The organism is Xenorhabdus mauleonii, from assembly GCF_900113945.1.
Lineage (GTDB): Bacteria > Pseudomonadota > Gammaproteobacteria > Enterobacterales > Enterobacteriaceae > Xenorhabdus > Xenorhabdus mauleonii.
On record NZ_FORG01000042.1, the window covers coordinates 1 to 14,482 of the forward strand.

Genomic DNA, 14,482 nt, shown 5'->3' on the forward strand with positions numbered 1-14,482 from the left:
TACAAATTGTCAAATTAGTGAATTTTACATTTTATTAACTTACGATGGGATTGAAAATCCCCGTGTCGGTGGTTCGATTCCGCCTCCGGGCACCAATTTTAAAGCTCATTCGTTGAAGTGATATCAGTAACTTAACAGGTGAGTCAGAAATAAGTGCTGTTAAGCGAATGTTAATAAATGTGTATTAATGCCTTGTGTAAGTTAATAGACTAAAAACAGCCACTCTACGAATTTAGGTGATCACAGTTTGTGATTGCCTCTTTGCGTTGAAAGTAATGATTTCAGTAATTGATTCTGATGTCAAGTCAGGTGATTTCAGAATTGGTCTTTGAGTCAACTCCCCGGTTCTTCGTTTTGTGTCCTCCCCCTCCAAACCATCTTATTATCCCGTGACACAGTCAGGGCAATCCTACTGATATCTTGCCCTGTTTTTTTACCTCACATTAATTGGATTACTCTGCAATATCCAGATAAAACGCCAATTCATTCGCCAGTGTCTTACCCGCGATATCCATATCGATATCAATATATTCCATCGTGGTCGCCACACTGCGGTGTCCCAGTAAACACCTGACCAGCTGCAAATTGCGATCAGGCGCTTTCATCAGTTCTGTCGCCAACGTATGACGAAAGCGGTGGGGAGAAACAGCAAAACCACTCTCTTTAGACAAGCGATTAAAGAAAGAACGGAGATGCTGCTTTTCTCTGTCATGATGATACTGATGACTGACATTGCGCCCGTGATGACGAAAACGCAGGCGGGTTAAATCAAACAGCGGATCATTCTCTTTCGCGCCACACGCTTTTGCCTGTTCAACCAGCTGCGCCAGCCGGGGTTTCAGCTGTGGGATCATCGGCACCCGCCACTCACTGTGGTTTTTACTGCCTTCCACACGTAGCTCAATGTAGCCGCTGTCCAGATTAATATCCCGTAACCGCAGATGCAGCAACTGGTTCAAACGCATGCCCGTCAACCGGAAGGTATCCAGTACAGCCAGCCAGTACCCCGTCGGGTATAAGGCACAGCGTCCTCCCCGTGGAGAAACCTGTAAACGCTCTTCCTCCTCATACTGTTGCATCCTCAGGTAAATCCCGGTTATTTGCGCCTTGCTCAGGGTTTTCTTCTTTTTCTTCTCTTTTTTGACCGCTGCGTCATTAAACGGATTTTTGGCGTGCGACAACAGTTTTCTTTCCATCCCGAAATTAAAAATGGCTCGCAGATGCGCCACTTTATTGTTCCACGTATAGCCGGACTGATTTTTCTCTATCAGCAAATGACGTCGCCAGCGCAGAACATCCCGATGGGTCACGCTCTCCGGCGATCCCGTTTCCCCCATATACCGGATAAAAACCCGTACCACCTTGCGATAACTCCATTCGGTTGCTGGCCGTAACATCCGTGAGAAAAAATACTCGTCCAACAACACATCCCAGCTCATTTTTTCCTCATTATTTAACATTATGATTTCCTTAGTGTGTAAAGTTGTGTTCTGGTACAAAAACGTCCCATGAATAAACTGCAAAATTGATTAAGGCATTGAATTATTTTATTTTTCATATCATGTCTTTTTGTACATTGCAGAAACAAGGCTTTCCGGCGTTGATGCGGTGCGTTTGCATGATTTCAAATCGTTATTGTTATTACTTGCATTATTTCTCATCAGAACTTTCTGCCTGCGCCTGAAATAGTGACAGTAATGTCTGGGTATCCTCCGTCGTGTCAGGCACGGCTCCCGGCGTAGTAGGCGGGAGCATCGGCTCGGTTTCTGATGATGACTGTTCTGATGATGACAAAATAGTAGCCATTCCCGCTTCAGCCGGCTCAAAGGAGTTCAACAACGGCGACTGCACCTGCTCAGCGGCTGACTGAAGCAGTGCGTCCGTCAACGGGACAGAGGACGGATATCCGCCAAGATGCGACATCAGGCACTGCCATGCACCGGGCACTAAAGACAACCAAGTGACCGCTTCCTCCGGTAAAAAACGTGCGGCCAGCAGCGTTTTATGGGAAATCGACACTTCAGACAATGATGTCTGAAACCGGAAGCGGAAACGGCGTTCAGGTATCCACAATCCCGGTAGCCAGGGATGACCATCGTCCAGCTCGCCTTCCAGTTGTTGCAGTAACGGCAAGTGATAAAACAGCGCCGACCAGAACACCATCGCCTGCCACAGCAGACTCTGTGCGGCCTGTGTTTCCGGTGCTATCCCAGGAGGCAGCATATGCCCTTTCGCCAACCGCACGGCACAGGCAGTAAATTGCAGGGTCAGATCAATAAACCCGCCACGATAAGACCAGACACCCTCCTGTGTTGCGGGGACATGCTGCACACGGGCGCATAATTGGCGGAGCGGCTCCAGATAAAATTGTTGGTACAGCCCAGCAGGCAGCGCACTGTTTTCCCACAGTTGCCGGAGATACTTGCCACGCTCTGAGGTTGCCAGCAGTATTTCCGCTGACTGAGGACGGAAATAGCCGTCGGCATCACGTACTGTTTCAGGCTCGTGTTCAGGTAATGCTTGTGACAGGGAGGGAGTACGGGTAAAACGGGATTTAAGACGCTGAAACATCATGCTTCCTCTTTTTTCGGTTCAAATGTGGCTCAGTGTCGGTGAATCCCGGTCGGAAACAAGGCACAACTCTTTTTACGGAAATGAAAATTAACCTGACTCGATTCACTCCCTGACGGGCTTACTGAATCAATTTAATTTTCACCCTAATTCATTGTATTAACGCCATTTAAAAACAAAACAAGCGCCCCGAAAGGCGCTGTGGTTGAAAAATACGGTCAGGCGGCGATAAGCTCAGCCTCCCGCAAACGCGCAGACCAATTACCCAGATAATGCGCGGGTGTGTAACGCGTCCGTTTGTTGCCGCCATCATGCAAAGCATTACCGATGGTGACGGCGGCCGGAATACCGCTCAGGGATAACTGGATGTACGCCATGACCGCCGCCAGCGGGTCAATATCAACCACGGACACCCACAGGCTGCACAACGGATCATGCCCCTGTTCCCTCAGTACATCGGCGGCAGCCAGTATCATACAGCCCGCCCCGACGCAGGGATCGCACATCGTGATAAACGGTTGTGTCTGCAACAGCCCAGCCGCATCATGCAACTGCATTTGTGCCATCATTCTGGCCACTTCCCAGGGGGTAAAGAATTGCTGAAGATCTTTATTACCCAGCTCCAGCTGCATAAATACACTGCCGAGAAAGTCACCGGACTCTTGCGCCAATCCGAGCACCACATGGGAAAACAGCTGCACAATCCGGTCAACATCGGCCCGTTCGTACTTGTTAATGGTTTTCAGGTAATACTGCTCCAGTTCTTCACTGAAACAGTGCTTATTGTGGATCGCCGCCATGGCACAGTTACAAAAATCCCGGAAGACCTGATAACGGGTCTGATAACGGGCTGTTTGCTTAAACAGTGAAATAAATGCTTTCTGATGATCGGTTCGGGAAGCCATTGTGTGTTTTCCTTGCAGAACAAAAGTAAAAAAAGGAAAACACGCCCCGAAAAGGGAACGGGTTCCCCTTTCGGTTGGCGTGGTCAGTTCGTATAAAATAAATCAGTGGAATAATCGGTTACTGACCGACGGCAATCGCCGGCAGGACCAGCGCCGTTTCCGCCTGTTCACTGGTGACCAGATACAGTGCCGGACGGTTTTCCCGTCCAGACTGTCCGTGGCCGCTGTCCACATGTTCGCCCTGGTCATAACAGTCGTAGCCTTTGAGTTGACTTGACGATTCGCTGTACCAGTGGCGGATTTCACAGTCAAACATTGCAGACAGTTCCCCCATCAGCTCCGCCGAAGGCGGTGCCCAGGGAGAATCAAAACGCACGGTTAAACTGCTGACATTCCGGCGCTCCCAGCGGACATGGTGGCCAAACGGCCATTCCAGCCCGTATAGCTCTTCATAAAATTGCGCCGTAGTGGAGATCTCTTTCAGCAACGTGCTGTTCCCGTTGATTTCGGTGGCAAGACTGGTTGACATAATCATCAGCATATCGCAGGGCTGTGCCGCCTGCGGATAAACCTCCAGCCTGTCCCAGCACGCCCCGATATCCAGCGTGTCAGACCAGCCCACCATACCAAACCAGTCGGTATACTGGCGGGTCAGCAGACGGGCGATAATATCCCGTGCGGCTTCCGGCACTTTGTCCCAAGACATCAGGCTGAGGCCGGACTGACGGTACAGGTTATCGATACGTTTAATATTGTCCGTGTTCAACGGCACATTATTCTGTAACAGCAGCAACCACTGCTCAAAAGCCAGATGCTGCGCCGTGGGTGCCGCCGTGCCGCGTACTAACGCCGGGTACGGGGTATAAGTTTGCGGTTTAGTGGGTTTCAGTATCCCCGCGCAACCGGCCAGAAACAGGCGTAGACTTTGCAACACCGCCTGACGATAACGGGGGACTTCTTCCCCACAGACCCATTGTTGCATCACATCGATACAGACGGATTTGCCGGTAATTTCCAGTTGATTGGTGCACCATTCTGCCATGATTAAGTTCCTCACTTGAGCGTTAAAAATAAGCAGAAGGAACCGCCCGTTAGGGGAGCAGTTCCCCCCGATGGGTAGATTGAAAAAAGGTGATTAAAAAAGGTTACGATTTGGCTTGCTTTAGCAGTCTGTCAGCCAGACCACTGTCAAAAATGACCGTCAGTTCATCGTGAATATCCAGATAAGGTGTACTGCGCGGGTCAGCCTGTGCATTCAACCGAGCTAAATCGTATTTATCCACCAAGGCGTTAATGGCTTCTGACGGCCGGACGCCACGGGTTGCCAACGCGGCCACGGTGTCGGATTCACACAATACCGTGTCAGTCAGGTTCAGGCCAAAATGCCGTTTCAGTAAAGCGGCGGCAATCACCTGCCAAACCGTTAAACGTGTTGAGGTCACCATGCGGCCTCCGGCATACTGACCGATGTGCCGTGCCGGAGAATATCCCGCACTTCACTGCACTGCTGATAACGGGATGAAACCCGATGCAGCGACAATAAATGCGCCTGATGCCATAACACACGGGCCGCTGGCGCATTCAGCCAGCTCTGTTCAAGCATCGCGGCCTGACATAATCGCTGTTGCTGTCGTTTCAGTGACAAACGTTCCGACGTGAGCGTGACCGGCTGCGCCCAGACAATTTCGTCATCAAATCGGCCACCGAGCACTTTTCTGTCCTGCGCGTCAACAATCATGACGGTCAGCGGAAAAAAAGCCCGCTCACACTGACCGGATAACGTCTCCAGTGCCGGCCAATCCCCCAACAGATGAATCACCTTCAGACGTTGTACTATCTCTGTAATGGTGGCGGCTTCCCCTATTGTCAGGGTGTCCGTCAGCAATAACTGTGACGCTGTCGGATGTTGTCTCAGGCCGGTTACCTGGGCGATAAACAATGCCTCATGTAATACGGAGCCGGCATCATCCGGTGCCGGTAAAAAAAGTGGGTTCATGATGGTGTTCCTTGATTTCACGTTAAATAAAGAAAACACCCGCCCGGAACCGGGAAGGTGTTCTGGCTTCCCTGGTCAGGCGCTGAAGAAAAGCGTTAACAGCCTCATGTGCTGATAACGTCAGTGATGATTATTGTTGTTATGGAGAAATGACGGGCTGACAACCGCTTCTTTAGGCTTTAGTGTCATGACCGTTCTTATCAGGTCGTTTTCCGGGTGCTGCTGCGCGTACTCCTGCAATGCACAGAACCGATACGCTTCCTCATTTGGTTCATCCAGCACCGCAACACGGGCCAATACGATTGAGGTAACCGCCAGCCCGAAAGCATCGGCGGAGAGTGTCACCGTCAGTTGCGTGTCCGGCAGGTAAATCGAATAGGTTTCCGCCCGCATCGGCACCAGATAAGTCAGCGATTCAGAGACCTGTCGGCTTGTCCACTGTTCCGGCTGATAATCTCCGCATAACGTTGACGCGGTATTGGCCAGCAGGAACCCCAGAAACAACCGTTCTAATGGGGTCTTGTCGGGAAACACGGCCGACAATGCAAGACTGTCCAGCATAATGTGTTCATTGTTTGGCATCACAGTCTCCCTTTAAGCCCAGAGCCGCCCGAATGCACTGAGCCTGGGAATGTTGCAATGCCGCATATTCACGCAGGTTACAAAACTGCTCAGCATACTCGCCTTGCTTCATGAGTGCGGTCAGATAACCTAAAACGGTCAGTGTCACCATCAGCCCGAACGTATCAGCGGAAACTTCAGCGTTAAAGTCCGTTGTTTTGACGTTGACAACATAGGCATCCGACCGTGTTGGTACAACATAAGCAACGGTATCTGACACCTTTAGGCACTGCCACCGATCACGCCGGTAGTCCTCACACAGCACCGCAGCGGCTTTAATGAAAGTGTGCTCCAACAGCATCCGCTCCAGTGAACTGGTTTGCGGAAAAAGGTCAGCAAAAGGGGCGTGTTCAGACACGGGCGCAGTGTGCACCGTGGTCGGGGGTATATTTTGTTGCATGGTATTCTCCTGGATAAAAAACGGAGAACACCGACCCAATGGGAAACGTGTTCCCCGTTGGGTGAGTGGCCGATTGACCATGAGGGATAAGATTAAATAACCTTCATCGTCATCAGACTGACGATATCTGCTTCCAAAGGTGCGCAGATGTACCACACGATGGTGTACTCCCTTGCAGGCTACAGGAGTGTTGCTGTCGCTGCCCGAAGGTGATCCTTACAAGCGACCGAATCGTTGATAAGTCCGACTACGCTAATAAACGGGTATCGTAAGGTCAATAGGTAATTCATTTTCTGGGGCAGAAAATAATGTTAGGAAGACGATGGGCTTTTGGGTTAGTCAGGGGCTGGCTGTAAATGCTTATTTCACGGAGTGACCCGTTCGGGCTGCTTGGACTGACTCATTTTTGCCCCAAACTGTTTTATGCTCCCAAAAGTCATACGCTTTAGCTTTTCTCTTTGACCAAATTTAGCTAATGAATCAATATGTGTTAACTTTTGCATCTGTGTGGCCAACCTGTGTTTTCTGATTCGGTGGCTATTCAGTCCTTCTATCGATATGAGTTATTCTTGGAAATAGATTTAAATGACTGCTGAATTTAACTTACATCAAATCTACGATCATAACCTGAACTTTCTGGTCGGAGCTGGTGCTTCATATGGTTTTCTACCAACGTTAGCACTAGAGGTAAAGGGGTCAGATAGTAATAAGTGCACATTCGAGACACTTGCAAAGAAATATGAAAGAAGCAAAGAAATGACAACACTGCTGTTCATGTTGTACTACCGAGAATGTATTAAGCCTGGTTTACCTACAGTTCCAGCTAAAAATTCTCCTAGACCGACACATAAAGAAAGCGTCATTCAAGAATATAAGCGGTTCATGACCACTTTGATTCACGTCTTAAACAAACAAAAACCGTCAGCCAAAAAAGCAAACATTTTCACAACTAACTACGATAATTGCTTTGAAATTGCTAGCGAAGAGTTGATGGCAGAAAGGACATCTCAGTTCGAAGTTAATGATGGCAGCACTGGTTTTCAAGCGCGCACTTTCCATACAAGAAATTTCAATAACCGTATCGTAAATAAAGGCGTGTTTGACCGTCACGAACAGTTTCTTCCTCAAGTAAACCTTCTGCATGCTCACGGCTCAGTACATTGGATAAAAGGCAACAAAGATGGTGATATTGAACTTAATTACGGTACTAGCTGTTACAACATAGACTTCAATCAAGACGAAAATGATATTCTAGATGATTGCAAGGTGATTCTTTATGATACAACGAAATCGCTCGATGACCTGAGTGTATTTGAAGCTAACGCAGATTTTGCGAAACTTCGTTCTGAGCAATTTTGGAAGGACTATAATAAGATACCTATCGTAAACCCTACAAAGTGGAAGTTTCATGAAACCGTTTTTGAAGAGGCTTACTACCAAATTCTTCGTCACCTAAGTTATGAGCTTGAACGCCCTCATTCAGTATTAATTGCTTTCGGCTTCTCTTTTGCCGACGAGCACATTCTCAGTCTTGTACAGCGAGCATTATCTAATCCGTCATTAACTATGTACGTAATGTGCTATAGCGAGTCAACGAAAGACTGGATGTTGGAGATATTCAAAGAGTACTTAAATGTTAAGTTGATTTACTCTGAAGATAGCAAATTAGATTTTAAGCTTTTCAATGATGCATACTTCACGATAAATAAACCAAACAAACCTATGCCTGAAGAAACCGTGAAGCCAATGCTTGAAACTGTAGTTGGTGACGTCAAATGAGTATAGCAATTGGTGAAGTAATTTCAGTTAAAGGCACTAATATCACCGTAGAATTATACGAAGAGTCCAACAACGAGACGTTGTTCTATAACGGCGAAAAATTCAACGGTGTATCGATCCAGGAGTTCATTTTGATTCGTCGTGGGTTCAAGGATATCGTTGCTAGAGTTCAAGGCGAATACCTAGATGAACGACTGAAAGACGAAGAGAACGACTGCTATATCCGTAAAGTTGAGTTAGTACCAATTGGGCATTTCCAGTTCAATGAATTCCATGAAGGCATAAAACACCTGCCAATGATCCGTGATATCGCGTACTTAATGAGTGACACTCAGGTTAAATCTATCTTTGGAAAGCCTGACGACAACTTCGTTGTCGGTGAAACGCTTACTGAAGAAATACCTATATCGCTACCCTGGATAAAACTATTCAACACTCATATAGGTATTTTCGGCAATACTGGTAGTGGCAAATCTAATACATTAACTAAAATATACACAACGCTATTTCGCAATAAGCTGGAAAAACTCATAAACAAGAGTCACTTTGTTGTTATCGACTTTAATGGAGAGTACACAAATAACCAGCTAATACCAAAAAACAAGCATAAGAAGGTATACCAACTAGATACTCGCAATGATGATGGCGATAAATTTCCGCTCACTAGCGATGTGTTCTGGGATGAAGAATTATTCGGCATCTTATTCAAAGCAACTGAGAACACTCAGAAGCCGTTCTTAAAGCGGATAGTTTCTGGTCGAAACAAGTTCAAAAACAATCCAGATAGCTTGCAAACTTACGTCAAGTCAACTATCAAGCGTGCTCTCACAAGTACCGCACAAAAGAAAGAGTTTGTAGCTCTTATTGAGGAGATTGCAAAGATTGTTGAATCCCAAGACCTAGAGAAAACAGTTAGGAAAATGGGCTGGCATGGTCAAAAATCTCAGTTGTATTTCCCAGACACCCTAAATTATTTTAATGGTGGTGATAATGACCACACATACAATAACCATTGCAAAGCACACGTAGACGGCATCAACATTAGAGAGTTATCGCCATTCAGTGAGTTAAAGCTGAGAATCAACACTCAACTTCTTTCTGACCTCGTTAGCGGTTATGTTCAGTTCGACCATATCCAACCTCTACTAAAGAGAGTGGAAGCGTCATTGACAGCACTAGATCGTGTGTTTGACGTTGGAGAAGAACGACCAGCAAACATGTTACTGTCAGTGGTATCACTTCGAAGGACTAACCAAGAAATTAAGAAGGTTATGCCACTTTTGCTTGCTAAATTTTATTATGGTGAACACAAGCAGAAGGTTATGAACCAGAGTCCACCAGAGCAAACATTCCACATGATAATTGATGAAGCTCATAACATACTGTCGACCCAATCGAGTCGTGAGAGTGAAAGTTGGAAGGATTACCGTTTGGAGCTATTTGAGGAGATTATCAAAGAAGGTCGTAAATTTGGATTCTTCTTAACTTTGTCAAGCCAGAGGCCAGCAGATATCTCACCTACGATTATGTCTCAGCTGCATAATTTTTTTATTCATCGCTTAGTCAATGAGCGTGACCTCAAGTTGCTAGAGAACACTATTAGCTCACTTGATGAACTCTCACGACAAATGATTCCTAACCTTTCAAAGGGTTGTTCAATAATTATAGGAACATCATTCGATGTCCCAATGGTTGTTCAATTTAATGAGATGCCTGACGGTAGTAGGCCAGACAGTGACGATATTGATATTGAGTCTCTTTGGAATTAGAAAATGAAAGAGCATATTTCAGGTGTCTTAGATTACGTCTAATAATCTGAATCTAGTGAATTAGAGCAAATAATTTAACTCACTTTTGTCCAGAAGCGAGTTAGAAATAACCTATGAATAACCGGCTAAGTGTCAAGGTTGGTTGGCTCGTATTCCAATGACCAATGCAGCAGACCGTGTATGAGCAAATACAGCCTACTGGCTCTCAATATTCTGGTAATACACCTGCCGGATATATCGCCCCCGCCCATCACCATGCCCTAAATCCATCGACACCAGTGCCAGCGCTTCCCGCTCGCTGAAACCCTGTGCTTTATAATGTGCGCCAGATTGCTGTGCAAAATGGTAGCGCATGCTGTGTGGCGCTTGTTTACCTACCAGTCCGGCGCGTCTGACCACATAACGGTAACGGTCTATCGCCTGATGAACCGTGGGCTTATCAATCAATCTGCCGCTGCGTCCTGCCTGTTCGCGCTCGGCATAGGCAATAGCGTGTTGCAGGGCTTGCCGATCCAGTATGACCGTCTGTCTCGGACGCCCACCTTTGGTGCCAAATACTATTTGCACGGAGGTATGGCCGTTTTCCAACGCTTTTTTCCAGGTAGCTAAGGATTTATAGGCCTCCACCGCTTCTTTGGTACGCAACCCCAATACATACGCCAGTTGCATCACGGCGGCTACGCCCCGATCTTTTTGCTCGGCCTGCTGAAAAGCCGTCTGAAATTCTGCCGGAGTCAACGCCATTTTTGTCCCCCTACGATTTATATTGGCAATCCCCAGTGCCCGGTTGTTCAGGCGTGGATTATCGGCTACGGCCAGCTTGTGTTTCCCGGCCTGCACTAAAATGGTTCGCAGCGCCGCCATCTCATTTTGCAACGTCCGGTGACTGATATGGTCGGCCTTTCTCTCAGCAATATAGTGCTCAATATATGTTGTTTTGAGACTATCCATCTGCCGGAGCTTTATACCCTTGTCTTTCAGAAAGTGAAGAAATTGTCGGGCGATCCGCTCACGCTCCGCCACCGTCGCAAAACTCCCGCCCACTTGCCGGGCATGGGTCATAAATGCTTTTCTGAACCGTTCAATTTTCGAACGTGCCGATTTCTGCGCCATCCTCGCATCTCCTGAGCATTTGTTTTTGTTTTATTCATTTTTAAAACAAGTCCCTGCGTGTCGGTTCAGGTTCACCGTTCCGTGGTGCGTCAGATAATGTGTAGCAAGGCGAAGTTGTGTTGAGTTTTTGCAGGAGCTCGCGACGTGCTCAGCACAGCGATGACATGCTCCCCGTTCAGAGCCTGATTCAATCAGGGTAAACGCCTCATTATCGTGACGTGGGTAATTTCTCCTTTTTTCGGTATCAGCCTGTTGTCAGGCAGTGGATTAAAAAACAAACGAAACAGGTCGATTCAGACAGAAAAAGGCCCGTAACAACGGGTGACTTTGAGTAATACGTGGATCAAATGGGTCGTAAAGGCAGGCCGGATATGCTCTGGACGTTGGCCGCTTAGCGGCGTCACTTGGTAATCGCGTTGCTTTTACGCAAGTGACGCCGCACAACATTCAGGACGTTTACCGTCGGTATTCGGGACAACGCAAAGCCGGCGCTGTTCGTATTCCGTGATAAGCCGGTCGTGAATCACGCCGGATAACTTTCATCGCCGGACGGTGGATTATTGTCTGACGATATCTGCTTCCAAAAGTGCGCAGATGTACCGCAGAGTAATGCGCTCCCTTGCAGGCTACGGGAGCTTTTTTCGCCATCAAATGGGTGATCCTCACAGGCGAGCAGATCACTGATAATTACATTTCGATGGTAGCGTGTGCATCAAACCGGGTCAATGTCAGTGCGATGATCTCTGCCCCACGGTTTTTACGCGCTCAGGTAGCTCAGATTCAAGCGCAATACCATTCCTTTATTCTTTAATATCCAGGGGCTTTTTATCGGTAATGCCGGTTAATTCTGACAAATCAACATCCTTGCCTTCAGTCAGAAAGCGATTCCTGCGTCTCAAGTTGTACAGGTGACGACAATGCTCACACATGTCATTCATATTCGCCGGGTTTCTGATGGCCTTGAGTGACCTGACGGCGTATTTACCACACCGACACCGCACAACATAAATGGCTGTGCTTTTCGGGTTACCCCGTTGTGATAATGGGCGGACACCTAACACCCTAAAAAAGCCGTATTCATACCCCTGAACTTGCATCAGTATGTTGATTAAATTGGGTTCTCTTTTCGTTAACCGCAAATCATACGTCGTTTTGTAAGGAATAAAATGATCGGATTGTTTTTTAACTTTCTTATTTTTGTGATTTTTATCAATATCACGCATGACTTACCCTGAACCTTTTCAGACGATATTCAAGGCGTTCCAATTTAACCCTTTTTATAATGAATTCAATAGCGAAAAAACTAAACAGAATCGGCAAATCAAATGCTTTCACATTTATTTTATGACAATAAACGGCGAAGCCTCAATGGCTTCAACCACTGAGGCTTCTATAAATCGTCTACTATCAGTAAAACGGCATTATTGATATAGAACATGACAATTATAACCTTTTTAGTGTATGTTATATGAGATAAAATGGTATGGGTTTATTGTCTGTTTTGTGATAAATATCATAAATATCGCGTATTAAAATCCCAATGTTAAATATAATGATACAAAAACGAATATAAAATCTCCCTGCATAATTAAATCAAATAAATTAAATCAATAACGCATTGGCGTTAAATAATTTATTTACCCATCTTGTTAAAAACAATTATTTCATCTTTTATGATCGGGGCAATGATAAATAAATTAAGCAGACGAAAAAATAGAAAACTGACCTAAAATTCAAACGATGATTCAGGGATAACCACGTATCCCTGACATTGTAAACACGGGTTTGTCTACTTTCCTTTCGACATCATCTTCTGCATCACCATCTGCCCAAACATCCCAGCGGATTGTCTGACCTGCCCCACGCCCTGACTCATCAGGCCACCGACATCGCCCATCCGCACCCCGCCCCAAGCCAATGCCCCCAACCAGACCATCGGCAGGACAATAAACAACGTGCCCATTACCAGCCCCATGATTAAATCATCCGAGGTGTTCTGCATGCCCGCCAGATTAAACAGGCTATGGGTATCTGATCCATATAAGGCGTCCAGCAAATGGCTGTCCAGCCAGCGTGCCAGTTCCCACCAGAACGTCAGGAAATTCAACGCAAAAATCACACAGGTCAGGGTAAACACGGTCTTAAACTCATACGCAGCCACCAACAGCAGCAACGGGATTAAGATATACAACGCCATTAAAATCACCGCCTGCATCATCGGCAGTGCCTGACGCACCGCATCGAACATCGGATAAGCCAGTAAACCCCCCAACAGTGCACCCGCAGAGGCCCCTATCCGGGTCGAACCATCCCACAGAGTGGGGTCCGCATTACCGCCATAGCCAGCATATACTTGTCCTGCTTGAGACACCGTCAGGTTCACCGGGCTGACCAGACGGCGGATCACCGCTTCCTGATAAGCGGGCGTGTTTTTACCCAACATTTTCAGTGTCGCAGACAGACGCAGCCACAACCCCGGGTCGGCCTGCGCCAGTACCCTGTCTTTCAGGCCGATGTTGGCGGCTGACCACCAGACCTGACAGCTCGGATAGCCGCCCTGCCCGGTATACGGCCGGCCGTTGTCCCGACTCTCCTGCCATGGGAAATCAGCCCGGGGCGTGCGCGATTGCAGCGTCCGGTAATCGCCGGCTAAAAATATGCGGCTGCCCAGCCAACCGATATCATTCAGGATAATCGGGTCACTGGTGTGTTCCGGATCGCGTTGTTGCCACTGGTACAACGCCAATGAATAACAATCGTGGGTAAAATCCTGCAACTCGGCCGCCAGTGCCGGGCTCTTGATACGGGTATGCTGCACGTCAAAACGCAGTTGCCGTAAATCCGGCCGGCAGGGAATAGTGGCCACCGCCGCCTGCGTCAGCCCTTTGGATAACCGGTGCACCACGGCCCACCAAACCGGCACTGCCGCCGTTTGATTATTCAGGCTGGATATCACCGGCGCATAACCGCTGTTCTCCGGCGCACCGGGTGTCCAGGTGCCACAGCTTTTGGTCCGGGCGGTATCATACTGGAGGGTGCTGAAGCTGACATTGACCAGCGGCACGCAGCAAAACACCATGACAAAAAACGCACTGTAGAGCGTATTTTCAATCCGGGCCAGTGACTGCAATCCATTGGGGCCTTCTTCTTCGCCACCTTCTCTGACTTTCAGCCAAATGGCCATCACTTTGACCACTAACGGCAGGGTAAACAACCCCGTGGCAATCAGAATGTGCCACAGGCCATTATTCACCACCCAGCCGAGCAGGGTCAGGAAATATTCCAGATAACTGTTCGTGGTCATGACACACTTCCCCGGCTGGCTGAC

The 14,482-nt window shown here is 47.5% G+C and carries 14 protein-coding genes; 2 read left to right on the forward strand and 12 right to left on the reverse strand.

Annotated elements, in window-relative coordinates; translation table 11 throughout:
* Positions 1-452: 452 nt before the first annotated feature.
* From BM100_RS20985 to BM100_RS21020, 8 genes are all read right to left on the reverse strand, one after another.
* Positions 453-1,460: a tyrosine-type recombinase/integrase gene (locus BM100_RS20985; protein WP_092514483.1), complete on the reverse strand. Its 1,008-nt coding sequence runs from the start codon at positions 1,458-1,460 to the stop codon at positions 453-455.
* Positions 1,461-1,650: 190 nt separating this feature from the next.
* Complete coding sequence (locus BM100_RS20990) at positions 1,651-2,574, reverse strand: TraI domain-containing protein (RefSeq protein WP_244590733.1); 924 nt, start codon at positions 2,572-2,574, stop codon at positions 1,651-1,653.
* Between the two features lie 215 nt (positions 2,575-2,789).
* Complete coding sequence (locus tag BM100_RS20995) at positions 2,790-3,476, reverse strand: N-6 DNA methylase (protein WP_092514487.1); 687 nt, start codon at positions 3,474-3,476, stop codon at positions 2,790-2,792.
* A 118-nt stretch (positions 3,477-3,594) separates the two neighbouring features.
* Positions 3,595-4,518 carry a DUF1281 domain-containing protein gene (locus BM100_RS21000; RefSeq protein WP_092514489.1) on the reverse strand — a complete coding sequence of 308 codons (924 nt, stop codon included), beginning with the start codon at positions 4,516-4,518 and terminating at the stop codon, positions 3,595-3,597.
* Between the two features lie 103 nt (positions 4,519-4,621).
* A complete protein-coding gene (locus tag BM100_RS21005; protein ID WP_420855347.1) occupies positions 4,622-4,921 on the reverse strand; it encodes a TA system toxin CbtA family protein in 300 nt (99 codons plus the stop codon).
* Positions 4,915-5,472: a hypothetical protein gene (locus BM100_RS21010; protein ID WP_092514491.1), complete on the reverse strand. Its 558-nt coding sequence runs from the start codon at positions 5,470-5,472 to the stop codon at positions 4,915-4,917. Before BM100_RS21010 ends, BM100_RS21005 begins: the two co-directional genes overlap by 7 nt.
* Positions 5,473-5,592: 120 nt before the next feature.
* The gene (locus BM100_RS21015) at positions 5,593-6,054 is read right to left on the reverse strand and encodes an antirestriction protein (RefSeq protein ID WP_092514493.1); all 462 of its coding nucleotides are present in this window, start codon (positions 6,052-6,054) and stop codon (positions 5,593-5,595) included.
* Positions 6,041-6,493, reverse strand: coding sequence for an antirestriction protein (locus BM100_RS21020; protein ID WP_092514495.1), 453 nt, complete (start codon positions 6,491-6,493; stop codon positions 6,041-6,043). Before BM100_RS21020 ends, BM100_RS21015 begins: the two co-directional genes overlap by 14 nt.
* A 585-nt stretch (positions 6,494-7,078) precedes the next feature.
* On the opposite strand from BM100_RS21020, the gene BM100_RS21025 reads away from it, so the two are divergent.
* Positions 7,079-8,272: an SIR2 family protein gene (locus BM100_RS21025; protein ID WP_092514497.1), complete on the forward strand. Its 1,194-nt coding sequence runs from the start codon at positions 7,079-7,081 to the stop codon at positions 8,270-8,272.
* Positions 8,269-10,041 carry an ATP-binding protein gene (locus tag BM100_RS21030; protein WP_092514499.1) on the forward strand — a complete coding sequence of 591 codons (1,773 nt, stop codon included), beginning with the start codon at positions 8,269-8,271 and terminating at the stop codon, positions 10,039-10,041. Before BM100_RS21025 ends, BM100_RS21030 begins: the two co-directional genes overlap by 4 nt.
* A gap of 195 nt (positions 10,042-10,236) precedes the next feature.
* Here BM100_RS21030 and BM100_RS21035 read toward each other — a convergent pair whose 3' ends face one another.
* The 4 genes from BM100_RS21035 to BM100_RS21045 form a co-directional block, all read right to left on the reverse strand.
* A complete protein-coding gene (locus BM100_RS21035) occupies positions 10,237-11,154 on the reverse strand; it encodes an integrase domain-containing protein (RefSeq protein ID WP_092514501.1) in 918 nt (305 codons plus the stop codon).
* A gap of 456 nt (positions 11,155-11,610) precedes the next feature.
* Positions 11,611-11,802, reverse strand: a complete 192-nt coding sequence (locus BM100_RS22815) for a hypothetical protein (protein ID WP_139217016.1) — start codon at positions 11,800-11,802, stop codon at positions 11,611-11,613.
* Positions 11,803-11,954: 152 nt separating this feature from the next.
* The gene (locus tag BM100_RS21040) at positions 11,955-12,377 is read right to left on the reverse strand and encodes a hypothetical protein (RefSeq protein WP_092514503.1); all 423 of its coding nucleotides are present in this window, start codon (positions 12,375-12,377) and stop codon (positions 11,955-11,957) included.
* A 566-nt stretch (positions 12,378-12,943) separates the two neighbouring features.
* On the reverse strand, positions 12,944-14,458 hold the full coding sequence (locus BM100_RS21045) for a conjugal transfer protein TraG N-terminal domain-containing protein (protein WP_092514505.1): 1,515 nt from the start codon (positions 14,456-14,458) through the stop codon (positions 12,944-12,946).
* Positions 14,459-14,482: the final 24 nt, after the last annotated feature.